This window comes from Undibacterium sp. Dicai25W, from assembly GCF_049340505.1.
In the GTDB taxonomy this organism is placed as follows: Bacteria; Pseudomonadota; Gammaproteobacteria; order Burkholderiales; family Burkholderiaceae_D; genus Undibacterium; species Undibacterium jejuense.
The window spans coordinates 38,263-62,653 of the sequence record NZ_JBMPOQ010000006.1; the positions used below are offsets into that span (position 1 = coordinate 38,263).

24 protein-coding genes are annotated in these 24,391 nt (G+C 46.0%); 20 read left to right on the forward strand and 4 right to left on the reverse strand.

The annotated features are described in order from the left end of the window. The first annotated feature begins 319 nt into the window (after positions 1-319). Positions 320-1,711, forward strand: coding sequence for a GntP family permease (locus ACO0KY_RS08915; protein WP_423045365.1), 1,392 nt, complete (start codon positions 320-322; stop codon positions 1,709-1,711). A 132-nt stretch (positions 1,712-1,843) separates the two neighbouring features. Here ACO0KY_RS08915 and ACO0KY_RS08920 read toward each other — a convergent pair whose 3' ends face one another. After that, entirely contained in the window at positions 1,844-2,446 is a 603-nt protein-coding gene (locus ACO0KY_RS08920) for a histidine phosphatase family protein (RefSeq protein WP_423045367.1), read from the reverse strand. Positions 2,447-2,680: 234 nt separating this feature from the next. Here ACO0KY_RS08920 and ACO0KY_RS08925 point away from each other — a divergent pair, with 234 nt between their 5' ends. The 8 genes from ACO0KY_RS08925 (at position 2,681) to motD (ending at position 11,394) form a co-directional block, all read left to right on the forward strand. Then, the gene (locus tag ACO0KY_RS08925; protein WP_423045369.1) at positions 2,681-3,556 is read left to right on the forward strand and encodes an alpha/beta fold hydrolase; all 876 of its coding nucleotides are present in this window, start codon (positions 2,681-2,683) and stop codon (positions 3,554-3,556) included. A gap of 249 nt (positions 3,557-3,805) precedes the next feature. Then, positions 3,806-4,957 carry a flagellar biosynthesis protein FlhB gene (flhB, locus tag ACO0KY_RS08930; RefSeq protein WP_423045371.1) on the forward strand — a complete coding sequence of 384 codons (1,152 nt, stop codon included), beginning with the start codon at positions 3,806-3,808 and terminating at the stop codon, positions 4,955-4,957. Continuing rightward, complete coding sequence (flhA, locus tag ACO0KY_RS08935; protein ID WP_423045373.1) at positions 4,954-7,041, forward strand: flagellar biosynthesis protein FlhA; 2,088 nt, start codon at positions 4,954-4,956, stop codon at positions 7,039-7,041. The genes flhB and flhA overlap by 4 nt, the downstream gene beginning before the upstream one ends. Then, a complete protein-coding gene (gene flhF / locus ACO0KY_RS08940) occupies positions 7,038-8,324 on the forward strand; it encodes a flagellar biosynthesis protein FlhF (protein ID WP_423045375.1) in 1,287 nt (428 codons plus the stop codon). The genes flhA and flhF overlap by 4 nt, the downstream gene beginning before the upstream one ends. Then, positions 8,317-9,159, forward strand: coding sequence for a MinD/ParA family ATP-binding protein (locus tag ACO0KY_RS08945; RefSeq protein ID WP_423045377.1), 843 nt, complete (start codon positions 8,317-8,319; stop codon positions 9,157-9,159). The genes flhF and ACO0KY_RS08945 overlap by 8 nt, the downstream gene beginning before the upstream one ends. A gap of 6 nt (positions 9,160-9,165) precedes the next feature. Further along, the gene (locus tag ACO0KY_RS08950; protein ID WP_186910605.1) at positions 9,166-9,897 is read left to right on the forward strand and encodes an RNA polymerase sigma factor FliA; all 732 of its coding nucleotides are present in this window, start codon (positions 9,166-9,168) and stop codon (positions 9,895-9,897) included. Continuing rightward, positions 9,879-10,619, forward strand: a complete 741-nt coding sequence (locus ACO0KY_RS08955; protein ID WP_423045379.1) for a flagellar motor protein — start codon at positions 9,879-9,881, stop codon at positions 10,617-10,619. The genes ACO0KY_RS08950 and ACO0KY_RS08955 overlap by 19 nt, the downstream gene beginning before the upstream one ends. 10 nt (positions 10,620-10,629) lie before the next feature. Further along, entirely contained in the window at positions 10,630-11,394 is a 765-nt protein-coding gene (gene motD, locus ACO0KY_RS08960; RefSeq protein WP_186910607.1) for a flagellar motor protein MotD, read from the forward strand. A 50-nt stretch (positions 11,395-11,444) separates the two neighbouring features. Here motD and ACO0KY_RS08965 read toward each other — a convergent pair whose 3' ends face one another. The 3 genes from ACO0KY_RS08965 to flgA all read right to left on the reverse strand — a co-directional run bounded on the left by ACO0KY_RS08965 (position 11,445) and on the right by flgA (position 13,081). Beyond that, positions 11,445-11,933, reverse strand: coding sequence for a flagella synthesis protein FlgN (locus ACO0KY_RS08965; protein WP_423045381.1), 489 nt, complete (start codon positions 11,931-11,933; stop codon positions 11,445-11,447). Positions 11,934-11,935: 2 nt separating this feature from the next. Then, positions 11,936-12,253: a flagellar biosynthesis anti-sigma factor FlgM gene (gene flgM / locus ACO0KY_RS08970; protein WP_186910609.1), complete on the reverse strand. Its 318-nt coding sequence runs from the start codon at positions 12,251-12,253 to the stop codon at positions 11,936-11,938. 117 nt (positions 12,254-12,370) lie between these two features. Next, a complete protein-coding gene (gene flgA, locus ACO0KY_RS08975) occupies positions 12,371-13,081 on the reverse strand; it encodes a flagellar basal body P-ring formation chaperone FlgA (RefSeq protein WP_423045383.1) in 711 nt (236 codons plus the stop codon). Between the two features lie 199 nt (positions 13,082-13,280). Between flgA and flgB the strand changes: the two genes are divergently transcribed. The 11 genes from flgB to flgL all read left to right on the forward strand — a co-directional run bounded on the left by flgB (position 13,281) and on the right by flgL (position 24,377). Further along, entirely contained in the window at positions 13,281-13,661 is a 381-nt protein-coding gene (gene flgB, locus ACO0KY_RS08980; RefSeq protein WP_186910874.1) for a flagellar basal body rod protein FlgB, read from the forward strand. A 45-nt stretch (positions 13,662-13,706) separates the two neighbouring features. Further along, positions 13,707-14,111 carry a flagellar basal body rod protein FlgC gene (gene flgC / locus ACO0KY_RS08985; protein ID WP_423045385.1) on the forward strand — a complete coding sequence of 135 codons (405 nt, stop codon included), beginning with the start codon at positions 13,707-13,709 and terminating at the stop codon, positions 14,109-14,111. Positions 14,112-14,132: 21 nt separating this feature from the next. Then, complete coding sequence (locus ACO0KY_RS08990; protein ID WP_186910612.1) at positions 14,133-14,828, forward strand: flagellar hook assembly protein FlgD; 696 nt, start codon at positions 14,133-14,135, stop codon at positions 14,826-14,828. 59 nt (positions 14,829-14,887) lie between these two features. Continuing rightward, positions 14,888-16,327 carry a flagellar hook protein FlgE gene (flgE, locus tag ACO0KY_RS08995; protein WP_423045387.1) on the forward strand — a complete coding sequence of 480 codons (1,440 nt, stop codon included), beginning with the start codon at positions 14,888-14,890 and terminating at the stop codon, positions 16,325-16,327. 54 nt (positions 16,328-16,381) lie between these two features. Then, complete coding sequence (gene flgF, locus ACO0KY_RS09000; RefSeq protein WP_186910614.1) at positions 16,382-17,122, forward strand: flagellar basal-body rod protein FlgF; 741 nt, start codon at positions 16,382-16,384, stop codon at positions 17,120-17,122. 62 nt (positions 17,123-17,184) lie between these two features. Next, positions 17,185-17,967, forward strand: a complete 783-nt coding sequence (flgG, locus tag ACO0KY_RS09005; protein WP_186910615.1) for a flagellar basal-body rod protein FlgG — start codon at positions 17,185-17,187, stop codon at positions 17,965-17,967. 20 nt (positions 17,968-17,987) lie between these two features. Next, complete coding sequence (locus tag ACO0KY_RS09010; RefSeq protein ID WP_423045390.1) at positions 17,988-18,653, forward strand: flagellar basal body L-ring protein FlgH; 666 nt, start codon at positions 17,988-17,990, stop codon at positions 18,651-18,653. 30 nt (positions 18,654-18,683) lie between these two features. Continuing rightward, positions 18,684-19,811, forward strand: a complete 1,128-nt coding sequence (locus tag ACO0KY_RS09015; protein WP_423045392.1) for a flagellar basal body P-ring protein FlgI — start codon at positions 18,684-18,686, stop codon at positions 19,809-19,811. Positions 19,812-19,820: 9 nt separating this feature from the next. Further along, positions 19,821-20,720: a flagellar assembly peptidoglycan hydrolase FlgJ gene (gene flgJ / locus ACO0KY_RS09020; protein ID WP_423045394.1), complete on the forward strand. Its 900-nt coding sequence runs from the start codon at positions 19,821-19,823 to the stop codon at positions 20,718-20,720. Between the two features lie 112 nt (positions 20,721-20,832). Next, complete coding sequence (flgK, locus tag ACO0KY_RS09025) at positions 20,833-23,112, forward strand: flagellar hook-associated protein FlgK (RefSeq protein WP_423045396.1); 2,280 nt, start codon at positions 20,833-20,835, stop codon at positions 23,110-23,112. Positions 23,113-23,120: 8 nt separating this feature from the next. Beyond that, positions 23,121-24,377 carry a flagellar hook-associated protein FlgL gene (gene flgL, locus ACO0KY_RS09030; protein ID WP_423045398.1) on the forward strand — a complete coding sequence of 419 codons (1,257 nt, stop codon included), beginning with the start codon at positions 23,121-23,123 and terminating at the stop codon, positions 24,375-24,377. Positions 24,378-24,391: the final 14 nt, after the last annotated feature.

Genomic DNA, 24,391 nt, shown 5'->3' on the forward strand with positions numbered 1-24,391 from the left:
TGGTTTGGCGTGGCAGTCCTGGCTACGACCTATCAGCTACTTACAGATGGTGAGATGCTGCGTACCGCAGCCCAGGACTGCATGCTAAATACAAACAACTTCGTGGCTTTCTATCCAGTAAGCTGACTGTCTGCTTTTCAAAAATCCTATGACGGTTATTCGAAACAGCAACTTTTTTATTGGTGAACTCAGTACTTAATTATTTCCTGGCTGCATATTTATTAACATCTGGAGGTTAGATGGAAAGAAGTTCGAGGTTGGTATGTTGCTCATGCAATTTATCTTTTGAAATTTGTGTTGCAGAAATAAGGAGTAAGGCATGAGTTTTATGATTATTTTGGTGTCGTTGGCTTTGTTGATGATTGTTGCTTACAGAGGTTTTAGTGTCATTCTGTTTGCGCCGATTTGTGCTCTGATTGCTGTTGCTTTCACTGATGTCAGTTTAATTCCGCCGCTCTTTAATGGTATTTTCATGGAGAAGTTGGTTGGGTTTGTTAAGCTTTATTTCCCAGTCTTTTTGTTGGGGGCGGTATTTGGTAAGTTGATTGAGCTGTCTGGTTTTTCGAAATCGATTGTTGCGTCGGTGATTAAGATTGTAGGACGTGAGCGCGCGATTTTGTCGATCGTCTTGGTGTGTGCAATTTTGACTTACGGTGGTGTTTCTTTGTTTGTAGTGGTGTTTGCGGTGTACCCATTTGCGGCAGAAACGTTCCGGCAAAGTGACATACCAAAGCGCTTGATTCCGGGCACGATCGCTTTGGGTGCGTTCACCTTCACTATGGATTCTTTGCCTGGTAGCCCACAAATTCAAAACATTATCCCAACGACATTTTTTAATACGAATACCTGGGCTGCTCCGTGGTTGGGCGTCATTGGTGCTGTGTTTATTCTGGTGATTGGTCTGATGTATTTAAACTGGCGTCGTCTTCAGGCTGCGGTGGCTGGTGAGGGGTACGGTTCTGGCCACATTAATGAGCCGACTGAATACAAAGCCGAAAAATTGCCTAACGCCTTTGTTGCCCTGTTTCCGTTGCTGGTTGTCGGTGTGATGAACAAAATTTTGACAGAATTAATCCCACGCTATTACGGTGAAATTCATAGTACGACTTTGTCAGGTTCTGCTAAACCTTTGGTGACAGATATCCATAAAATTGGCGCGATTTGGGCAGTTGAAGGAGCTCTGCTGTTGGGGATTCTGTGTATTTTGTTGTTTGCTTTTAAGACGGTGAAAAATCAATTTGCCGATGGCAGTAAAGCAGCAGTCTCCGGCGCTTTATTGGCCTCCCTGAATACTGCTTCGGAATATGGGTTTGGTGGCATCATCGCTGCTATGCCGGGTTTTGCGGTGATCTCAGATGCGCTTAAAGCGATCCCTAATCCACTGATCAATGAGTCTATTACAGTCACGGTTTTGGCTGGCATTACAGGTTCTGCATCTGGCGGCATGAGTATTGCGTTGGCGGCGATGTCTGAGACGTTTATCAAGGCGGCAAATGCCGCGCATATCCCTATGGAGGTGCTGCATCGGGTTGCGTCAATGGCTAGTGGGGGCATGGATACCTTACCGCATAACGGCGCAGTGATTACCTTGTTGGCGGTCACTGGTCTAACGCATAAGACGTCTTATAAAGATATTTTTGCCGTTACGCTCATTAAAACAGCAGCAGTGTTTGTTGTTATTGCGGTGTATTACCTGACTGGTATTTATTAAGTTAATTTACACGGTATTTCAGGTATAACTACATTGTCGATAATATCAAGTTTAACAATAGTTAAGCTGTCGGGAACACTTCCAGGCAGCTTGGCGCGTCAGTTGTGATACTTATGTGATGCTTATGTACTCTTATTGAGGGCAAGACGAGGGCAAATGATTTAATCCTTGCTTGTCAATACTGAAGCTTGCAATGCGTTTTCCTTGTGGGTCAGTGGTGACTTTGACGATATAAATACTATCAAAGTCGCTGCTTTCCCATGCTGGCACAGTGGAGGGGGCGCCATTGTTTGTCGCTAAAATTTTACGCGCCGCTTCTTCTGCTAAGCGATGCTCCCACGCTACAAAAACCGTGGCATTGGCGTAAGCGGGGGAGAGTAATGCGGTCTGTAAGGCGTCGATGTCATCTAAACCAAATTGTGTATTGACTGGCATGTCAAGCGAAATTGCAGTTGGCTCTATCGTCGCAAGTGGACGGATATAGTTGTATAGCGTGCCTCGATCGTTCTTTTGCGTACCAGGGTTTGGCGCGAAAATCGCTGAGGGCATGTCAAATTTTTTTCGAAGAACTTCCGGCAATGCGAGTGAGCGATTCAGTCCTTGGCAATTTAGTTGACCAAGTCCAGCTTCTGGTTTTTCGCCATGTCGAATCATGACAATAGTTTCATCGGCGAAGCTGAGGTTGTTGAAAAAAAGTGCGAACAAAATTGTTGTCACGAGCGTCGTTGTTTTCATTGTTGATCCTTGAACTAGTTGATCTTCACTTGGTGTCGTCGTTTTCGCTTCGAATTATACATCTCTGCTTTTGCCCTCAAAAATAATTCAAGCAGATTGCGTAAGTATGCGTCGTTGAGCGGAAAAATAGATTCAACTCTCTATTGTTGAGCATATGCGGCGGGTTAATATGGGCGGTATTTTTTCCATTCACAGTTTATATTTTTCGTTGCTTTTTACCAATCGAGACAGTTTATGAAGTCTGACAACTCCCAGAAATCTGAAGCTATTGAAATTATTTGTAAGGATGGGGAGCGCCTTCAAGGACATTTTTTTAAGACGGGCAAGAGTGCTTCAGGTTTGCCGGTTTTGATTTGTTCGGCTACTGGAGTTAAGCAACATTTCTACATGCGATTTGCAAACTGGTTGTCTGAGCAGGGGCACGATATTCTCGTGTTTGACTACCGCGGTGTCGGGTTGTCATTGAGTGGCGATTTGGCTGACTCTAAAGCTAGTCTGACCGATTGGGGGCGACTGGATCAAGTCGCGGCTTTGGAATGCTTATTAAATCGTACCGGTCACGAACAGGCGGTATTGCTGGGACATAGTGCTGGCGGGCAAATGATGGGCTTGATGTCAAATCATGCGCGCATAGCGCGCGTTGTCGGTGTGTCTATTTCGACAGGATGGTTTGCTGGTTTGCGTTTAGCGTTCCGGCTTAAGGCCATGTGGGGCTTGCGTTTTTTTGTTCCGGTGGGCATTAAGCTACTTGGTTATGGTCCGACGGCGATCATCGGTCTGGGAGAAAATTTGCCAGCGGTTGCTGCTTATCAATGGGGAATTTGGTGCGCAGCAGGAGGTTATGCGACGAATGCAACGAAAGGTAAGCCTGAGATTGATTTTCACAATCAAATTCGTATGCCCATCATTGCATTTTATGCGGGAGATGATGACATTGCGAATGACGCTACAGTGGACGATCTCATGCGTACGTTCCCACATGCCAGCAAACAGGTCTTTAAAATTCAACCTGCACAAGTTGGCTTAAAAAGTCTCGGCCATATTGATTGGTTTAGACATTCTCATCAGGTGGTTTGGCCTTTATTGGCTAAGGCAATTAAAGGTGAGTAGTCATATCTGGTTGATGGCAGGCCGTCATGCTCTAATTTTTGCATGAAATCAATCACATCGCTTACCCAAGTCCGCGACAGGATTACTGAATGTGGCGCAATTTCCTTCTTTTCATCGCTTAGTGCTGAACAAACGGGTGTTTACTCCCTTGTTCATCGCATCTAAGTCTTTCTGAATATTCAATAATCTCACCTGTAAATTTACGCAATCGAAGCGATTATTGCTTCGTGGAAATGACAGGAGTCGGCGATGGCCGAAGAAAGCGATCTCGAGAAAACTGAACCGGCCTCGTCGAAGCGCCTTGAGCAGGCGCGCGAAGAGGGGGATGTGCCGCGTTCACGCGAGCTCTCCACCTGTGCCATTTTATTTGCGGCTGGTGGCGCATTTTGGGCGATGGGCGGTGGTTTAGTCGGGCAATTGCAGCAAAGTTTGATCTCCGGACTCACTCTTGAGCGTGCTGTCGCCTTTGATTTTAATCTACTGATATCTAAAGCTGCGGCGAGTTTGCTATCCGTTTTGATCGCGTTTGCGCCGGTGGCTGGGGTGTTGATCGTGGTTGCATTGGGATCGCCGGTTTTGATTGGTGGTTGGTTGTTTAGCGCAAAAGCAATTCAACCAAACTTTGGTCGCATGAATCCAATTTCCGGCTTAGGGAATATGTTTTCTGTGCGTGCCTTGGTCGAATTGCTTAAGGCCATAGTGAAAACGATTTTGGTTGGCTGGGTCGCCTGGATTGTCATTACACAACAAAAAGAAGCGATCTTTGCCTTGCCTATGGAGGATGTCGCTTCGAGTATTCCGCACGTTGGTCATATGTTGCTGGTTTGTTTCATTTCTATTGTTGGTGCTTTGGTATTGATTGCGGCAATCGATGCACCTTATCAAATGTGGCAGTACGCAAATAAATTGAAGATGACGCGTCAGGAAGTTATTCAGGAATCAAAAGAAGCCAACGGTAATCCTCAAATTAAAGCCAAGATTCGTCAGCAACAGCGTGAAATGGCACGTCGTCGCATGATGGCAGAGATTCCTAAGGCTGATGTCGTTGTGACTAACCCGACCCATTTTGCGGTGGCGCTGAAATATACCGAAGGTGGAAATGGCGCACCTAAGGTTGTGGCTAAAGGTGCGGACGAAGTCGCAGCAAAAATTCGTGAGCTCGCTAAAGAGCACAATATTCCAATGCTAGAAGCCCCGCCATTAGCACGTGCCTTATTTAAGCATACCGATCTGGGGGATGAGATTCCGGAAGCTTTGTATGGCGCGGTAGCAGAGGTCCTGGCCTACGTTTATCAATTAAGGACGTATCGTCGTGATGGCGGTTCCAGACCAGAAGAGCCCCGAGAATTAAAAGTACCAGAAGAATTGGATCCAAATAATCAGTTAGGAGTTGTTGAATGAATAGCCTGAAATTGCCAATGTGGTTAAGCGGGCTCAATGGTCGGGCGCTGGCCGCACCTCTTCTGATTATCTTGATGCTGGCAATGATGATTTTGCCCTTGCCAGCATTCGCGTTGGATATCTTTTTCAGCTTTAATATCGCAATTGCGATCATCGTCTTGCTGACCAGTCTTTATACGGTGAAGCCGCTTGATTTCATGGTGTTTCCTACTGTTTTGCTGGTAAGTACCATGTTGCGTTTGTCGCTCAACGTGGCGTCTACACGTGTCGTTCTTACAGAAGGGCATACTGGCCCTGATGCTGCGGGTAAAGTCATTGAGGCGTTCGGGCATTTTTTGATCGGTGGAAATTACGCGGTGGGTATCGTTGTGTTCGTGATTTTGACCATCATTAACTTCACTGTGGTGACTAAAGGTGCAGGTCGTATTGCTGAAGTCGGTGCACGTTTTGCTTTGGATGCGATGCCTGGTAAACAAATGGCGATTGATGCTGATTTGAACGCTGGCTTAATTGCGGAGCAAGAGGCGCGTCGTCGTCGTACCGAAGTAGCGCAAGAGGCTGAGTTCTATGGCGCGATGGACGGTGCGAGTAAATACGTTCGTGGTGATGCGGTAGCCGGCATTATGGTGACAGTAATTAATATTGTTGGTGGTTTAGTCGTTGGTATGGTTCAGCATGATTTGGATTTTGCTGATGCACTCAAAAACTATACCTTGTTAGCAATTGGTGATGGATTGGTGGCGCAAATTCCTTCTTTGATTATTTCAACCGCGGCCGGTGTTGTGGTTTCTCGCGTCGCCAGTGATCAAGATATTAGTGGGCAGTTGATCGGGCAGTTATTTGCAAAGCCACAAGTAATGTTTATTTCTGCAGGGATTATCGGTGGTATGGGCATCATCCCAGGCATGCCTCATATTGCTTTTATTCTTCTGGCAGCAGTCATGGGCGGCTCTGGGTACGTAGTACGCAAGCGTATGGACGTCGCCGCACAAGAGCCGACCAAGCAGGAAGCGCCGGTTATACAGGCGCCGGAAATGGAAGAGGCGACATGGCAGGACGTTTTGCCTGTTGATACTTTGGGACTTGAAGTTGGTTATCGCCTCATTCCTTTGGTCGATAAAGCGCAAGGTGGTGAATTGTTGCGTCGTATTAAAGGTATTCGCAAAAAATTTGCTCAGGAAGTTGGATTCTTATCTCCTCCAGTGCATATCCGCGACAATCTCGAATTGAAACCGTCCGCTTATAAAATTGCACTCAAGGGGGTTGAGGTTGGTTCTGGTGAGGCAATGAATGGTCAATTTTTGGCAATCAATCCTGGCATGGTGGCGGGCACTTTACCTGGTGTGCCGACAACTGATCCTGCTTTTGGTTTGCCTGCGGTATGGATTGATTCAGGAATGAAAGAGCATGCGCAGACTCTGGGTTATACAGTCGTCGATGCAAGTACTGTGATTGCAACGCATTTGAATCACTTGATCACTACCCATGCAGCTGAATTGCTGGGACGTCAGGAAGTTCAATTACTGTTAGATCATTTGTCAAAAGAGATGCCAAAAATGGTCGAAGATTTAATACCAAAAATGCTGTCTCTCTCTACTTTGCAAAAAGTGCTGCAAAATTTACTACTGGAAGGTGTTCATATTCGGGATATGCGCTCAATCATTGAGGCTTTGTCCGAGTATGCAATGCATACGCAAGATGCGAACGAATTGACGGCACATGTTCGCGTGGTTTTAGGGCGTGCAATTGTTCAGCAAATTTTCCCCGGGACGAATGAGTTAACTGTAATGGCACTCGATAGTCGCCTTGAGCGTTTGTTAATGCAGGCACTCAATACGGGTGGTGCTGATGGTTCGGGTATAGAGCCTGGTCTTGCTGATACCTTGTCGAGCCAGGCTGAAATTGCGACCAAACATCAGGAGCAAATTGGCGTGACGCCAGTGTTGCTGGTGCCAGCGCCACTGCGCACACTTTTGTCGCGATTCTTGCGCCGTACCTTGCCGCAATTAAAAGTCTTGTCACACGCTGAATTACCAGAAACAAAAACAATTAAAGTTACTAGTCTTGTCGGAGGTCAGTCATGAACGTAAGAAAATTTACTGCCAATACGTCGCGTGAAGCGCTGCGCATGCTGAGAGAGGCATTAGGTGCCGATGCAGTAATTTTATCGAATCGTAATGTTGACGGTAAGGTCGAAATTTTGGCGATGGAAGGCGATGTGGTCAATGCTATTCCTCCGGCTGTGAGTGTCCGTAGCGGCATTGCCGAAGTGCCCGATGTGCCGCGTATTACTCCGCCTTTTCGTGCGGAGAGCAAGTCATCCTCGACACCTGCCTTTCAAGCAGTGATTGAGCAGCCACGGATTGCACCAGCGTTTGCCAGTGCTAATGAAATGTCAGACATGATGAGCGAAATTCGTTCTATGCGCACCATGCTTGAATCGCAATTGGCCGAATTGTCGTGGGCAAATACGCAGCAGCGTCAACCACAAAAAGCAGAAGTACTCAGAGAAATGTTAGCTACTGGTTTGAGTGCAAGTTTATCGCGTTTTATGGTGGGCAAGATGCCTGATAATGAGTCGGCTCAAAGCGGCATAGAATGGATTAAATCTATTTTGGCGCGCAATTTATCTGCCATTGATAATGAGAGTGAGATTTTGGAAAAGGGTGGGGTGTACGCTCTGGTAGGCCCCACTGGCGTTGGCAAAACAACGACAACAGCGAAGCTGGCAGCGCGTTGTGTAATGCGTCATGGTCCATCAAAATTGGCATTAATCACGACTGATGGCTATCGTATTGGCGGCTATGAACAGCTGCGCATTTATGGGAAAATTTTGGGCGTGATGGTACATGCGGTAAAAGATGAAAGCGATTTGCGTATTGCGTTGTCCGAGCTCAAAAATAAACATACTGTATTAATTGATACTGTTGGTGTGAGTCAGCGCGACAAAATGGTGACAGATCAGGTTGCTATGTTGTCTGGTGCGGATGCTGAAGTAAAACGCTTGTTATGTCTGAATGCGACCTCTACTGGCGAGACCTTAAGTGAGGTGGTACGCGCGTACCAAGGCACTGGACTGGCTGGATGTATTTTGACTAAACTCGATGAGGCGGCGACCATAGGTGGTGCTTTGGATATTGCTATACGTCAGAAGCTGACTTTGTATTATGTTGCCAGCGGTCAACGCGTTCCTGAAGATTTACATGTAGCGAATAAACAGCACTTGATTGACCGCGCTTTCAAACTGAAGCGAGAAACTGCGGCATTTCGCTACCTGGATGAGGAATTGCCATTGTTGATGTCTGCCGCTGTTGCTACGTCTAAGGGGCAAATCTCGTCTGCTTCTGAGGAGGTGTCCTTTGGTTAATATTGATCAGGCAGAAGGTTTGCGTCGTATGTTGGCAGTACCAAAGCCGCGTGTGTTTACGTTTTTGTCAGCGCTGAAAGAGGACGATAAAAGTGCCATGTTGGTGAATTTGGGCGTCTCTTTGGCGCGCCAGGGGCAGCAAACAATGATGTTGGATGCAAGATCCTCTGGAAATAGCGTCGGGGCATGGTTAAATGCGCAAAAAAGCAAGACCTTATTGGATGTCGCGCGACAACAGCGTACAATGCAAGATGCTATTAAAATAGTAGCGTCAGGACTGTCGGTAACGATGTTATCGCGTGAAGCGCATATGCTCTCAGGGTTGACGCCAGAAATTTCTAGGCGATTGGCGAGAGTTTTTGATATTGTGACCCATCGTTCAGATTTGGTTGTTGTTGATAGCAGTATTGACGCGGATGATGCTTTTCCTCTCGCTGCTTTAGATAGTAGCGAGGTGGTAATTCAGGTGTCTTCAGATCCGACGGCGATTAAAAACGCCTACGGCTTAATTAAGCGGATGAGTGGTCGATTAGGTAGGCGTTCTTTTAGTATTTTGGTTTCTGGGGTGTCCGAAAAGGAGGCAACTTTGATCTATACGAATATGGCGCAAGCTGCTAATCGCTATCTTGCCGTACCTTTGAACTATATTGGATATGTCCCGGAAGATGATCATGTCAGGAAGGCTGCCAGTTTGGGGCAGTCGGTGATTGATGCTTTTCCAAAAGCACGCGCATCGGTTGCTTTTTCTCGCTTGGCGGCACAGCTTGTTAATTCTGCTTGTTCTGTTATGTCTTTTGAGGGTGTACCTGAGCTTGGTGTCGGTCTCGGAATTTAATTTACTATGTACACCGCTAGCGGAAAATCAGATAAAAATTTTCTCCTGAGGGAGCATGCGCCTCTGGTTAAGCGTTTGGCTTACCAGTTGAAAGCACGCTTGCCTCCAAGCGTCGAGGTGGATGATTTAGTGCAAGCTGGCATGATAGGCTTGTTAGACGCTGTTAATCGCTACGAAGATACGCATGGCGCGCAATTTGAAACGTATGCGGTGCAGCGCATTCGTGGCGCAATGCTTGATGAATTGCGTAATACCGATTGGCTGCCTAGAGGCGTACGTCAAAGTATGCGTAAGATAGAAACTGCAATGAATGTCTTGCAGCAAAAACTTGGCAGACCCCCAACTGAAACAGAGGTGGCAAAATCTCTGAAATTGACGCTAGGCGAATATCAGGACATGCTAGGTGATAGCGGTGGACATCAACTTGTTTACTATGAAGACTTTCATGATGCTGATACCAAAGAACACTTTTTAGATCACTATTGCTCTGATAGTTCGGGAGACCCATTACAAGACTTGCTCAACGAGGATTTTCGGGATGCGGTGATCGGTGCGATTGATAATTTGCCTGAACGGGAAAAACTGCTCATGGGGCTGTATTACGAGCAGGAATTAAATCTCAAAGAAATTGGCGCGGTCATGGGAGTCTCTGAATCCAGGGTGTCTCAATTACATAGCCAGGCAGTTGCCAGGCTCAGAGTTTATTTAAGGGAGAAGGCGTGGACTGGGCTAGCGTAGCGGGATTTCTTCTGGTCGTGATTGGAATCGGTGCTGGCCAATTGATGGAGGGCGGTAATCTGGCATCTCTCTTGCAGCCTGCTGCATTTGTTATCGTCGTCCTTGGTACCATCGGTGCAGTATTGTTGCAAAGTCGGATGACTACGTTTCAACGCGGTGTTTCTATGTTGCGTTGGGTCATTTCTGAACCGCCAGACAATAGTCGGAAGAACGTTCAGGACGCATTGATATGGAGTGTTGTTGCCAGAAGAGAAGGTTTCTTAAGTCTTGAACGGTATATGGATACAGCCAAAGATCCATTTATCAGTAAAGGCTTACGTTTGGTTATTGACGGCGTTGATCCGGTGCGTCTCAAGGATATTTTGGATGTTGATATTTCTTTGTTTGAAATGGAGCAGCGTCAGGCGGCAAAGATCTGGGAATCTGCAGGCGGTTATTCTCCCACGATAGGCATCTTGGGTGCTGTACTTGGATTAATTCACGTAATGGAAAATTTAACTGATCCGGCAAAGTTGGGTGGTGGTATAGCGGTTGCTTTTGTGGCAACGATCTACGGCGTCGGCTTGGCTAATTTACTTTTTTTGCCTGTCAGTAATAAGCTCAAAGAAATTATTAGCAAAGAAATTGTTCGCAGAGAGATGTTGTCTGATATTTTCTACAGTATTGCTTTGGGTGATAGCCCCAGGGTTGTAGAAGAGCGTGTCGCTAACCACAAAAACTAGGCATTCATCTATGGCGAGAAGAAAATTTCATGAGGAACCTGACAACCATGAACGGTGGTTGGTTTCTTATGCTGATTTTATTACCTTGCTTTTTGCTTTTTTTGTGGTGATGTATGCTATTTCGTCTCTCAATGAAGGTAAATACCGTGTTTTGTCAAATTCACTCACTGGTGCATTTAGTAATGCTAAGCCAGTCTCCCCAACTTTGACGACGGCTACCCCCGAAGATTTACTCAAGCTAGCGCCGCTGCCGCTAGTGAAGCAAAGAGCGAGTGAGGCTTTGCGTAGAGAGCGCAGTCAAATGACCGAAGTTGCGCGCGATATTATGGCGGTACTGGAGCCGCTGGTCAGGGAGGGTAAAGTTCGCGTCACACAGACTAGTCGCGGCGTCACGATTGAAATTAATGCAAGTCTGCTGTTTCCCACTGGGGAGGCAAAATTAAGCGCGGACTCTATTCAGGCGTTGACCGCAATTGCTTCAGTATTGAAAATTGATACCCATGCGATACAGGTCGAAGGGCATACGGACAATATACCTATAAAAAATTCTATTTTTCCGTCAAATTGGGAGTTGTCTGCAGTCCGTGCGAGTACTGTAGCTCGTTTGCTAACTGAAAATGGCGTCGATGAAAATCGGGTAACAGCTGTCGGGCAAGGTGCAAAGCAACCGGTAGATTCAAATGATACTCCCGAGGGTCGATCTAGGAATAGGCGTGTGACTGTGACGGTGTTAGCTGTATTGCCTGAACCTGTGGTGGATGTTCCCGTCAAATAAAAAGCCCAAATCACTTTGAGCTTTATTCTTATCGTTGCCTTGTTTTTGTTTTAGCGGGGAGCTGTGCCCTTGATGTTTGCTGAGCCTAGCGATGCCTGCCCAGTTGGCCCATAAAGCGCGCCTGCGCTATTGCCGTGGCCGAGTACACCTAAAGCAGCCTGGTTTTGCGATAGCCGGCGATTAATTAACAGGCCGTTGGTCCGATTGTCTTCTTTGGCTTGTTCTGAAACGCTCAATAAATCTTTCCAAAGTTGCGCCGTCGTGATGTTGTCAGGATATTTGTTCAAATAATCCTGCATTCCTTCAGGTTTATTGGCAAAACCGAGAGCGCTGAGATGGATTCCTCGTGTTTTTTCAAGTTCTACAATGTGACGTAACAAATCACTTTTGTTTGCCGTGGTCTGATTGAGAGTGTTTAAATCGCCGTTAGATAGCGCTAACTGCTCTTTCTTGAGTAGTGCGGCAAGTGCATTCATCGCTTCGGTTTCTTCTGTCAGGCTTTGTTGGATAGCGATATCTTGTGCGCTTGCTTGTGTCATTTTTAACGTTTTCTTGAGTTGATTAAATCTTTCACGGACTCCAGAAGACCATCGGCAACCTTTTCAGAGTTGACCTGAAAACGGCCTTCTGAAATGGCCAATTTAATTTCTTCGACTTTTTTTGTCGCAAATACAGAGCTGCTAGCTTGTGTGCTTTGCAGTGCTTGTAATTGTGATGATAGCGGCGACAACTGCACATTCGTACTTGGTGCGGCTGGTGTAGCTACCGTCGATTCTTGCGCAACATCGGCGCGCGCCTGCTGCGGACCGGTGGATGCCGGCGTCGTAGCGGTTTTATTTAGTATGTCATCAATTTTCACAGCGATACCCTCGATAGTGGGAATTATCTACTTCTACATTCGGGTTATCGGCTCGGTATTTTTAAACTTTAGTTATGTTGATGAAAAAATTGCGGCGTAGCCACTTATTTTCTGAGTTCAATTACTAATTTCAATGATTCCACCTGCTTTCGCGACCCCACTCAGCGTAACACCATTTGCGGTTTTTGCTTTAGCTATTTGTCCTTCTGATGCATTGGTTATTGCTTGTGCATCAGTGGTTACCTCAAAACCGTTACCTCTGCTAATGACCCGTACGGACTGTCCTTGTTGAATCACGGCAGGATTTTTAAGTGAGTCGAGGCGCAAAAGGGTGCCAGAAGATACTGATATTTGTATTGCTCTACCTATCGCTTGGTCGGGATTGTTGATAAACCCAACGGGTAAGTTTGAAATTTCGCCCTTGATTTTGCTGAGATCGTCAATCGCCAGAACTTGTCCTTTTGTTAAGGAATGTGCTGCCACGTAGTATTCTGCGGTAATTTGAACATTTGCTCTGAGGTAAATCGTCCATGCGCTTGGTGCAGTGCAGCGGACTCCAACGGTCGTCTTTCCCCAAGCTTTGCTGCCAGTCGGCAGAAAAGGAACCAAAGCCTGGCATTCAGATAAATTCAGACGACTATCAACAGGACCGACTGAGATGTCAGCCACTCCTGGTTGTGCAGTCGATAGTTGCTGCAAATATTCACTAGCGATTTGCCTGATTCTATCGTGATCTTGTCTGGACTCAGTCATTTCTGCTGCCATTGGATGCGAAATCGATAATGGCAAGCCAATCAGGGCCATGATGAATTTTGCTAAACGGTTCATAGTTACTTTCAGTAGTACCAGCATTCCAACGCACTCAGTTTAGTCAATGTTACGACGCTCGATCTAACAAATAAGGGGTATTTCTTGCCTTTGATTGTCGATTTGAATTGGTGGCATCTCACCTATCATGCAAAGAAGAGAAAAGTATTATTTGAGTTTCTGATGAGGGGGATGGGTTGTGAGCAAGCTAGATGACTTGATGCAGTTTCAACAAACAGCCTTATCAGTTCGCGGGTTACGCCAGCAATTACTTGCATCCAATATTGCGAATGCTGACACCCCGAACTACAAGGCTCGCGATATTGATTTCAATGAAGTGCTCAAAAGTAAATTGCAAGTCAATGCGCATCAATCAGCAACTGCCTTAGCCAAAACATCAGACCAGCATTTGGATTCGACAAGGACCTTGGATGGTATTACTCCTCAGTTTCGCAATATGGTGCAGGGGAACGTGGATGGCAATACGGTTGATATGGATGTCGAGAGAAATGCATTTGCAGATAACGCGGTTCGATATGAGGCTGGCTTGACGATGATTAACATGCAAATACGCAATATGCTTGCTGCTATTCAGGGTTGAGTGGAATTACATAAGAGTAATCGGGGATGATAAGGGGTAATTGTTATGTCGCTATTTAATGTTTTTAATGTTGCTGGTTCAGCGATGAGTGCGCAAGCTCAGCGTTTGAACGCTGTATCGAGTAACCTCGCCAATGCGGATAGCGTAACGAGTACCAACGGTACACCATACAAGTCAAAGCAGGTCATTTTTGCGGCTGTGCCTATGAACGGAACGGCGTCTACTGGCGTTAAAGTGACGGACGTTGTTGAAGATGCAAAGCCTCCTAAATTGATGTATGACCCGTCTCATCCGCTTGCAGATGAAAAAGGTTACGTTGCATCACCTAACGTGAATGTCGTCGAAGAAATGGTTAACATGATTTCAGCCTCCCGCTCTTACCAGGACAACATTGAAACAATGAATTCAGCAAAGGCCATGCTTTTGAAGACACTTACTTTGGGTCAGTGAGACCCATAAAGGAGATTTGAGATGTCGACTATACAGACAAATACGGTTGATCCTAGCTTGCTGGCAACCATGAATGGTGCAAAAGCACAGGCCAATTCGATTCAGACGGCACAAAATCAGTTTATGACTTTGTTAACCACGCAGTTGAAAAATCAAGACCCTTTGAATCCAATGGATAACGCGCAGGTCACTAGTCAATTGGCGCAATTGTCAACAGTTACTGGTATTAATCAAGTTAACGCTTCAATTAATGCGATGAATGCGAATTTTCAGGCGGGGCAGAGTTTGCAAGCCGCAAATATGATTGGTCATGGTGTATTGGTGCCAGGAAATTCGATTGAATTGACAAAGACAACGAATGCTGCTGGCGCGAGCACAACAGCAGGCGCTTACGGCCTCAATTTGCCGCAAAATATTTCGGGCGGAACTGTAACAATCACCAATGCTGCCGGTGCTGTAGTAAAAACAATTAATTTGGGTCAGATGTCGCAAGGCGTACAAACATTGAGCTGGGATGGTTCTACTGATGCGGGTGGCGTCGCACCAGAAGGTAAGTACAGTTACTCAGTTAAGGCGTCATCAGGGGCTTCGGCGGTCACGCCGACTAATTTGGAATTTGGCATGGTGTCGAGTGTTTCAGCTGGAGCTCAGGGGGTAAGCTTGAACTTAGCTAATTTAGGTTCTGTGGCAATGAATAGTGTGGTTCAGATTTTCTAATTGTTTTTAAATTTACGCGGTGATGTTTTGATCATTTATTGTTCCGCAGGAGAGTAATCATGGGTTTTCAACAAGGTTTGAGTGGCTTAAGTGCGGCGTCGCAGCAATTGGACGTTATTGGTAATAATATTGCAAATGCCGGAACCGTCGGATTTAAAAGCTCACAGGCGCAGTTTTCTGATGTGTATGCTAACTCGTTAAATGGTGCATCAGCGAATGCCATCGGTATTGGTGTGCGCGTAGCTGGAGTGGAGCAGCAATTCACGCAAGGTAACGTATCGACAACGAGTAATCCTTTGGATATTGCTATTAATGGAAATGGCTTTTTTCGGATGACGACGAATGGTGCGGTAACGTATTCACGCAACGGTCAATTTCAATTGGATAAAAACGGTTATATCGTCAATTCTCAAGGTTCGCAATTGACTGGCTATGCGGCAAATACGAATGGCGTTCTCTCGACCGGATCCCCAGTTCCTATCAACATCAATACCGCAGATTTAGCCCCAAACCAGACTTCCACGATCAACGCGGTGATGAATTTTAATTCCACTCTCAACGTTCCGGGGACAGTGTTGCCAGTAACAACACCGCCAGTGATTACACCAACCGCCTTTGATCCGACTAATGCGACGACTTACAATAGTTCAACGTCGACGACGGTCTACGATAGCTTGGGTAATTCGCATGTGGTACAGACCTATTATGTAAAAGTTGATCCAGCAACGATTCCAGCCCAAGCTGCACTTACACCTCCGACTTTGACCAGACCTGCTTCTGCCTGGACAGTGTACGCGACAGTGGATGGTAGTTTGTTTGATAACGGTAATGGTGGTCAAATTACAATACCAATTGCGCCCTCGACGTCGGTGGTTCCGGTCCCATTGGCTACTGCTGGATTTAATAATTTGGGGTCTTTGGTGGGCGTATATAACACCAGCGTCGCTGGTACCTGGTCGTCAGCGTCTTTCTCTGCGACGAGTCCTAACGCGTTTAAAATGGGGGTGCCGGTTCCGACCATCGCTGTATCGCCGATTAATACTAATTCAGCGCCGCCTCTCGCGATTAAATTTGATTTAACGAATTCGACACAGTACGGCTCACCCTACAGCGTCAGCACCATGAAGCAAGATGGTTTTGCCTCAGGTAAGTTGTCTAGTTTTAATACTGGCAAAGATGGCACGATTGTTGGTAGCTATACAAATGGACAAACAAAAGTGTTGGGGCAGGTTGTCTTGGCAAATTTTACCGACCCAAATGGCTTGCAATCACTAGGTGGTAATCAATGGGGGGAGACTGCAGCTTCTGGTCAGGCCTTGGTTGGATCGCCTGCGGTAGGAGCCTTGGGTACCTTGACATCTTCCGCTACAGAGGACTCGAACACTGATTTGACCGGCGACTTAGTAAGAATGATCACCGCGCAAAGGAACTATCAAGCGAACGCGCAAACCATTAAAACGGAAGATCAAGTGTTACAAACTCTGGTCAATCTTCGCTAATAGGTTATTGGATTTGATGTGCGGTTTTTTTCGCCAGATTAAAGAGGAATTGATATGGATCGCTTGGTTTACACCGCGATGACCGGTGCGAGTCATATTTTAGAGCAGCAAGCAACAGCGTCCAATAATCTGGCCAACGCCACCACGACTGGTTTTCGTGCGCAATTTGATTCATTTCGTGCCATTCCTGTCATTGGTGGAGAATTACCAACCAGAACATTCGTGGTTGATTCTACCGTGGGTGCAAATTTTACTCCCGGGCCTTTGCAGCCAACCGGTCGTGCATTGGATGTCGCTCTTCAAGGAGCTGGTTGGTTGGTCGTTGAAAAGCCAGATGGCTCAGAAGGGCTAACCAGAAATGGTAGTTTGAAGCTGGATGAAAATGGCGTATTGCAAACCCAAAATGGTTTGAATGTATTGGGTGAGGGCGGGCCGATCACTTTACCTCCGGGTACACCGATTAGCATTGGAAAAGACGGAACTATATCGAGTATTCCTAGTGGTTCGTCACCGAATTCAATCCAAGTTATTGGTCGCCTTAAATTGGCAAATCCTCCAGCATCAAATTTGGTACGCGGTGATGATGGTTTATTCAAGACCAAAGACGGAAGCACAACTGATGCCGATCCGGCTGTATCGGTGGCGTCTGATATGCTTGAGAGCAGTAATGTGAGTGTAGTCGATTCTATGGTGACGATGATAAATTTAGGGCGTCAGTTTGAAATGCAAATGAAATTGATTACCGATGCCGAGAATAACGCCACAAAAGCGACGCAGATCCTGACTATGGGTTAATGCATCTTCGTTGATAATGGCTTTAGACCAAATTAGCGCGGATGGCGCGCAGGAGAGTACAAATGATACGTTCATTATGGATTGCAAAAACAGGCCTTGACGCGCAGCAGACGCAGATGGACGTTATTTCAAACAACCTGGCCAACGTGAGTACGACCGCTTTTAAAGGTTCGAGGGCGGTATTTGAAGATTTGTTATATCAAACCATACGTCAACCAGGAGCTCAAAGCTCGCAGCAAACTCAATTGCCGTCAGGTTTGCAATTAGGTACGGGTGTGCGTCCAGTTGCTACTGAGCGTCTCTTTACTCAGGGTAATTTGCAGCAAACCGGGAATGCTAAGGATATTGCGATTCAAGGTGATGGTTTTTTCTCGGTCTTGATGCCAGATGGAACTACGGCATACACGCGCGATGGATCGTTTCAAACGGATAATCAAGGGCAATTGGTTACTGCAAGCGGCTATGTTGTTCAGCCAGCTATTACTATCCCTGCAAATGCTCAAACGCTTACTGTAGCGGTTGATGGTACTGTGTCCGTCACCCAGCCAGGATCTGTTGCGCCTGTACAGGTCGGATCTTTGCAATTATCAACGTTTATCAACTCAACTGGTCTTCAGTCTTTGGGTGGGAATCTATATGCCGAGACTGCGGCGTCAGGCGCTCCTGCGACGAACGCTCCGGGATCAAATGGCGCAGGAACTCTTCAACAAAATTATGTAGAAACTTCAAATGTGAATGTAGCAGAAGAGCTGGTCAATATGATTCAAACGCAACGCGCGTATGAAATGAATAGTAAAGCAATTACAACATCGGATCAGATGTTGCAGAAATTGTCTCAAATGTAGATTTCTGGATAGGTGAAATGATGAAAAAAGCGATCTATTTATTTGGACTAATGCCTTTATTGTTGTCGGCTTGCGCAGTGACGCCACCAACGATAGTGCATCAACCGACGACTTTGCCTCCGCAAACTGCAAAGCCCCAGCGCGAGGTTAACGGAGCTATTTTTCAAACTTCTACTTATCGACCTTTGTATGAGGATGTCAAGGCGCGCATGGTCGGTGATGTGTTGACGATTGCCTTGAGTGAAAAAACATCGGCAGGAAAAACATCTGCGAGTTCAGGAAGTAAAACAGGGGCCATATCCTATGCGACCCCGACCATTTTTGGTCTGCCTGGAACAACCGCAGCGCAGGGGGGCTTAAAAGTCACGACGGGTAATAAATTTGGCGAGGCAGGGGCTGAAAATTCATCGAATAATTTTTCGGGAACGATCACTGTAACAGTCATTGACGTATTGGCTAATGGTAATTTGTTGGTAAGCGGAGAAAAGCAACTTGCATTTGATAAGGGCGCAGAATTTGTACGATTTTCCGGCATAGTCAACCCGCAGACAATTGCGGCTGGCAATTCCGTGCCATCGACACAGGTGGCCGATGCGCGACTTGAATATCGTTCTACTTCACATGTCGACAAAGCTGAAGCAAACTCAATGTTGACACGCTTTTTCCTGAGTTTCCTTCCAATGTAATTTGTATTACAGAGACGAATAGGTTTTAAAATGAAATTGTTTTTTCGCTCACATGTAATTAGCTTGGTATTGTTTTGCCAATTGCTTCTCGGTCTGAGTTTTGCTCCCGAGTGCCGTGCAGAACGGATAAAGGACCTCGCTGGTGTGCAGGGCGTCCGGCAAAATCAATTATTAGGCTATGGTCTTGTGGTTGGTCTTGATGGTAGTGGTGATCAAACTACGCAAACACCGTTCACAGTGCAAAGTATCATCAGCATGTTACAGCAATTGGGGGTCGTGATCCCCACTGGTACGAGCTTGCAATTAAAGAATGTGGCAGCAGTAATGGTGACTACATCGCTTCCACCTTTTGCTCAGCCAGGTCAAACTCTGGATATTACTGTTTCCTCGATGGGAAATGCTAAAAGCTTGCGAGGCGGTACTCTTTTGATGACACCACTCAAAGGTGCTGATGGTCAAATTTATGCGATGGCACAAGGTAACGTGTTAGTCAGCGGCGTTGGTGCTTCCGCAAATGGCAGCAAGGCGCAAGTCAATCATCTTGATGTTGGTCGTATTTCTGGCGGGGCAACGGTTGAGCGTGCCGTGCCAAATGCAATTGCACAAGGGCCGACTATTCAGCTTGAATTAAATGCATCTGATTTTTCGACTGCAAGTCGAGTTGTTGACGCTATTAATCGTCGTTTCGGTGCTGATACTGCGGCAGCTATTGATGGACGTGCTATCCAGGTTAAAGCTCCGGCTAATCCTGATCAACGAGTTACGTTTTTAGGAATGTTGGAAAGTATTGATGTCACGCCAGCACAAAATGTTGCCAAGGTCATCTTGAACGGGCGAACAGGTTCGATTGTTATGAATCAAGCGGTTACGTTGGAGGCATGTGCCGTTGCGCACGGAAACTTATCGGTCACGGTTAATACGGATAATTCTGTAAGCCAGCCAAATGCCCTTGCAGGTGGTCAAACTACGCCAGTTGCGAATTCTACCATTACGATTGCTAAAGACGCTGGTCAGTTGCAGTTATTGAAGGCTGGTGCATCGCTAGCGGATGTTGTGAAGGCACTCAATTCTATTGGCGCAACGCCACAAGACTTGTTGGCGATACTTCAGGCGATGAAAGCTTCTGGAGCATTACGCGCAGAGTTGGAAATTATCTAAGGATGAGCCATGATTCCTATCAATGATTCATCTGACAAAAGCCTGGCGATAGACAGCCGAAGTCTGGGTAATTTAAAGATGTCGGTAAAGGATAATTCTCCTGAGGCCATCAAAGCTGCAGCAAAACAGTTCGAAGCGTTGTTCATGAATATGATGTTGAAATCAATGCGTCAGGCGGGCGGCCAAAATGGTCCGTTTGATAATGAACAAACACGAACTTTTACTTCAATGCTTGATCAGCAATTGACACAAAATATGTCGAGTCGTGGGATTGGTCTTGCCGATATGCTAGTTAAGCAGCTCACAAACAATGCCGTAAGCCAGGCATTGAAGACAAATGATGAACCTCAGGGAAACATTGGAAACGCACGTGGGATCAATTCTTATCTCGATAATTTGAAGTTTGAACAACAGCCTGTACCTGCTGCAAAAAATGATTTTTCTGGCTCCGATCGTGTTCATGAGTTTCAGAAGAAATTAGAAGCGCACGCAGAAGAGGCGAGTAAAGTAACAGGAATTCCAGCCAAGTTTATGCTGGGACAAGCCGCTTTAGAAACGGGTTGGGGGAAAAAGCAAATTAAGACGGTCGATGGAAGTGAAAGTCATAACGTTTTCGGTATGAAGGCTAACAGTAGTTGGAAAGGTAAAACGGTAAGCGCAGTTACTACTGAGTATGTCAATGGCGTTCCGCAGCGTCGAGTCGAAAAGTTTAAGGCTTACGACTCTTACGGGGATGCCTTCAAGGATTATGCCAATATGTTGGTAAAAAATCCACGTTATGAAAATGTTATTGCCAATTCAAAAGATGCGACTAGCTTTGCTTATGGTATGCAAAAAGCCGGTTATGCTACCGACCCTCAGTATGCAAATAAATTAAGTCAAATTATCAAGAAAAACCTTTCAGCCTAAACGATGTTCCGGGCTGCCTGCACAAATTAAAGTTTTCTGGCTTTGTACCGAAAACCTATCAGTGACCTCAGTTTCGGCGTTTTGATAGGTTGGTAAATTTATAGGTTTAATTATGGCTGCAAATATTCTCAACCTCGGGCAATCCGCTTTGTCTGCCGCGCAACTTGGTATTGCTACGACAGGGCAAAATATTGCGAATGCGTCTACGCCGGGGTATAGCCGTGAGGTGTTAATTCAAAGCTCTGCACCATCCCAACTCATTGGTGGTGTTTATCTTGGCTTGGGCGTCAATGCCAATCAGGTTCAGCGTCAATACGATCAATATATTGCTCAACAAGTTAATTCGGCGACAACATCTAAAGCGCAGGCTGATTCTTATCTTTCTCAGATTTCCGGTCTGAATAATATCGTCGCTGATCCTACGGCAGGTTTTACTCCAACCTTGCAGAAGTTCTTTACATCGATTCAAAATCTTGCCGCGAGCCCGAATGGCACAGCTGGTGCTGCGGCCAGACAAGCTGCTTTATCTTCAGCGCAATCACTGGTTGGGACGATCAATGGCTTGCAAAATCAGGTTTCACAAATAAGTACGGACGTCAATGGTCAAATTGCTTCAACGGTGACGACCATCAATGCTTACGCTACTCAATTGGCGCAATTAAATGACTCCATTGGGAAAGCTCAGTCCACTTCAAATAGCTCGTTGCCCAATGATTTATTGGATCAACGTGATTATTTAGTGACCCAATTAAGCAAACTCACTTCGGTCAGTGTCGTTGGAGAGGGGTCGCAATATAACGTATTCATTGGTAATGGTCAGCCACTAGTTTTGGGTAACCAAACCAATGCCTTGCAAGTAGTGCAATCGCCCACTGATCCAACTCGCAATGAGGTCGCTTATCAAGTCAAAGGCAAAGTTATACAAATTGCTGAGAATGGCTTGCCAGGAGGTACTTTAGGTGGATTGATGGATTTCCGTGCCAATATGTTGACAGCAACGCAAAATTCAATTGGTAGGGTAGCCGTCAGTATTGCGAGTGCAATTAACCAGCAACAAGCTTTAGGCCAGGATTTGAATGGGGCAACTGGGACGAATTTATTTTCGATCAATTCAGTCGTATCAACGGCGAGTGGCTTTAATACAGGTAATGCGCAAATTAACGCCACGATAACTAACGTCTCTGCATTAACAACGAGCGACTATAGTTTGCAATTTTCTGGTGGGAAATATAGCGTTACGCGTCTGAGTGATGGAGCAACGACTACGCCTGTGGCTAACTTGCCTATTAATTTCGATGGTGTTAGTTTTCAGTTATCATCCACACCGGTTGGTGCTGCTCCCGCGAGTGGCGATCAGTTTTTAATACGTCCAACAGCAGCGGCTGCTGCTTCTATTTCTGTCGCGATTTCTGACCCCAATAAATTGGCTGTGGCAACACCTTTTTCTACTTCTGCTCCCTCAACAAACACTGGTAACGGTGCGATCACGGCAGGCGTTATCAATTCTCCTGTAGCTTCTGGCAGCACTTCAATTAATGGGAGTATCGGTCCGGTGACGGTTGATGCGTCCTATAATAGCTCCAGTCTTGCTGGCGTCGTTAGTCTTACCTTTGCATCCCCAGCGAACACGATTTCTGGATTTCCTGCTGGTGCAAATGTTGCAGTGACAGTAGGTGGGGTAACGACGAATTACCCTAGTACTGCGCCTTTATCCACGACGATTCCCTACACAAGCGGAGCAACGATTAGCTTTAACGGAATGAGTTTTTCAATTAAAGATAATGGTACGGCGCCTGCTAATGGCGATACTTTTAAATTGGGTTCTACTATCCCAGTGGCAACTGCAAAACTGACGTTCAATTCAGCCACAAATACGTTATCTGGCTTTCCAACGCTTCCAGTTCCTGCGAACGTCACAGTGACGAACGGCGCTACTTCGACGACCTATCCTGGCGGAACAGCGGTGCCATATATAGCAGGTGCGAGCTATAGCTACAACGGTGTTACTTTTAATTTGTCTGGTACTCCTGCTAATGGAGATGTGTTTAATGTAGGACCAAATACGACGGGTACTGGTGACAATCGCAATGCCTTATTGATGCAAAAAATACAAACACAAAATGGACTGGCAGGCGGAACTACGACTATACAGGGCGCTTTTGCACAGTTCGTCAGCCTGGTCGGGAATAAGACCAATGAAGTGAAGGCAACAAGTGCATCCGAAACGAGCATCTTAAAAAGTGCCACCGATACGCAGCAATCTATTTCAGGTGTCAATCTCGATGAAGAGGCATCCAATTTATTAAAATATCAGCAGTCATATCAAGCTGCTGGTAAGTTAATGCAAATTGCTGGTCAATTGTTCGCAACATTGCTGGCAATTGGGCAATAGGGGTAATCATGCGTATTAGTACAAATATGGTGTTCCAGAATAGTGGATCGCAAATTAGTGATTTGCAGTCCACTTTGAATCAGACGATGCAACAAATCTCTTCTGGTCGAAAAATTCTGACGCCTGCAGACGACCCGATTGGGTCAGCTCGTGCTTTGGTGATCACCCAAGCGGCTGCTATCAATGACCAATACAATATTAATCGTCAAGATTTGCAGGATAACCTAGGGGTTACTTCTGGCGTTTTGAATAACGTGGCCAACCTTCTCACTAGCTCAAAAACGTTGATCATTAGCGCTGGCAACGGCGGTTTAGCTGATAGTGATCGGGTTGCGATTGCAAATACTTTAAAATCCAATCTGGCATCCCTATTGAGTCTTGCGAACGCAACGGATGGTACCGGAAATTATTTGTTCTCGGGCTTTTCTACAACGACTGCACCTTATACTCAAACTGTCGGTGGCGCTAGTTATAACGGCGATCAGGGACAGCGATCTTTGCAGGTCGATACTGCTCGGCAGTTGCCATTGAGTGCGCCTGGTGAACAAATTTTCGGGAATATTCGTACTTCTGCAAATCAGTTTAGCGTTTTACCTGACCCATCTAACACAGGTACGGCAACTGCAACCGCGACAATTGATCCCGCGACGGCGGCTAGTCTGACCGGCAATAACTACACGATTACTTTTGATAACACTGGTGCAAATTTCAGTGTGATCAATACAACAACTGGTGGTTCCGTTGCGTTGACTAATGCTGCGACTGGTTTGCCTATTCCCCAGCCAGCACCGTATGTCAGCGGACAGGGTGTTAAATTTGATGGTATCAATGCGGTTGTCACCGGAGGTCCGCCATCCACGACACCAGCGCCTGGAGATAAGTTTACGATACAGCCAGGCAATCAGAATATTTTTGAGACGTTGACGGATGCTATTAATGCCTTGAATACTCCTACCGGCAATTCTGCGGCGAGAAAAACGTTAACAGCTGCGTTGACTCAGGCAAATAATAATATTGATGCATCTTTAGGAAATGTACTTAGTGTCACGGCTCAAGTTGGTTCCAGCCTTCAAGAGGTAGATAGTCTCAATAACGTTGGGGCGTCGACTAAGATAGCCTATGCACAATCGTTGTCGGCGATTCAAGATTTGGACTATGCGAAGGCAATTACTTCTTTGAACCAGCAACAAACAACCTTGCAAGCAGCGCAACAGTCATTTGTGAAAATATCTGGACTATCATTATTTAATTACATTGGTAATTAATCTCTTTAACTGGC

What these genes read in the sequence shown, in the direction of transcription:
- ACO0KY_RS08915 (WP_423045365.1), top strand. Translation starts at nt 320, where the DNA reads ATGAGTTTTATGATTATTTTGGTGTCGTTGGCTTTGTTGATGATTGTT.
- ACO0KY_RS08920 (WP_423045367.1), bottom strand. Translation starts at nt 2,446, where the DNA reads ATGAAAACAACGACGCTCGTGACAACAATTTTGTTCGCACTTTTTTTC.
- ACO0KY_RS08925 (WP_423045369.1), top strand. Translation starts at nt 2,681, where the DNA reads ATGAAGTCTGACAACTCCCAGAAATCTGAAGCTATTGAAATTATTTGT.
- flhB (WP_423045371.1), top strand. Translation starts at nt 3,806, where the DNA reads ATGGCCGAAGAAAGCGATCTCGAGAAAACTGAACCGGCCTCGTCGAAG.
- flhA (WP_423045373.1), top strand. Translation starts at nt 4,954, where the DNA reads ATGAATAGCCTGAAATTGCCAATGTGGTTAAGCGGGCTCAATGGTCGG.
- flhF (WP_423045375.1), top strand. Translation starts at nt 7,038, where the DNA reads ATGAACGTAAGAAAATTTACTGCCAATACGTCGCGTGAAGCGCTGCGC.
- ACO0KY_RS08950 (WP_186910605.1), top strand. Translation starts at nt 9,166, where the DNA reads ATGTACACCGCTAGCGGAAAATCAGATAAAAATTTTCTCCTGAGGGAG.
- motD (WP_186910607.1), top strand. Translation starts at nt 10,630, where the DNA reads ATGGCGAGAAGAAAATTTCATGAGGAACCTGACAACCATGAACGGTGG.
- ACO0KY_RS08965 (WP_423045381.1), bottom strand. Translation starts at nt 11,933, where the DNA reads ATGACACAAGCAAGCGCACAAGATATCGCTATCCAACAAAGCCTGACA.
- flgA (WP_423045383.1), bottom strand. Translation starts at nt 13,081, where the DNA reads ATGAACCGTTTAGCAAAATTCATCATGGCCCTGATTGGCTTGCCATTA.
- flgB (WP_186910874.1), top strand. Translation starts at nt 13,281, where the DNA reads ATGCAGTTTCAACAAACAGCCTTATCAGTTCGCGGGTTACGCCAGCAA.
- flgC (WP_423045385.1), top strand. Translation starts at nt 13,707, where the DNA reads ATGTCGCTATTTAATGTTTTTAATGTTGCTGGTTCAGCGATGAGTGCG.
- ACO0KY_RS08990 (WP_186910612.1), top strand. Translation starts at nt 14,133, where the DNA reads ATGTCGACTATACAGACAAATACGGTTGATCCTAGCTTGCTGGCAACC.
- flgE (WP_423045387.1), top strand. Translation starts at nt 14,888, where the DNA reads ATGGGTTTTCAACAAGGTTTGAGTGGCTTAAGTGCGGCGTCGCAGCAA.
- flgF (WP_186910614.1), top strand. Translation starts at nt 16,382, where the DNA reads ATGGATCGCTTGGTTTACACCGCGATGACCGGTGCGAGTCATATTTTA.
- flgG (WP_186910615.1), top strand. Translation starts at nt 17,185, where the DNA reads ATGATACGTTCATTATGGATTGCAAAAACAGGCCTTGACGCGCAGCAG.
- ACO0KY_RS09010 (WP_423045390.1), top strand. Translation starts at nt 17,988, where the DNA reads ATGAAAAAAGCGATCTATTTATTTGGACTAATGCCTTTATTGTTGTCG.
- ACO0KY_RS09015 (WP_423045392.1), top strand. Translation starts at nt 18,684, where the DNA reads ATGAAATTGTTTTTTCGCTCACATGTAATTAGCTTGGTATTGTTTTGC.
- flgJ (WP_423045394.1), top strand. Translation starts at nt 19,821, where the DNA reads ATGATTCCTATCAATGATTCATCTGACAAAAGCCTGGCGATAGACAGC.
- flgK (WP_423045396.1), top strand. Translation starts at nt 20,833, where the DNA reads ATGGCTGCAAATATTCTCAACCTCGGGCAATCCGCTTTGTCTGCCGCG.
- flgL (WP_423045398.1), top strand. Translation starts at nt 23,121, where the DNA reads ATGCGTATTAGTACAAATATGGTGTTCCAGAATAGTGGATCGCAAATT.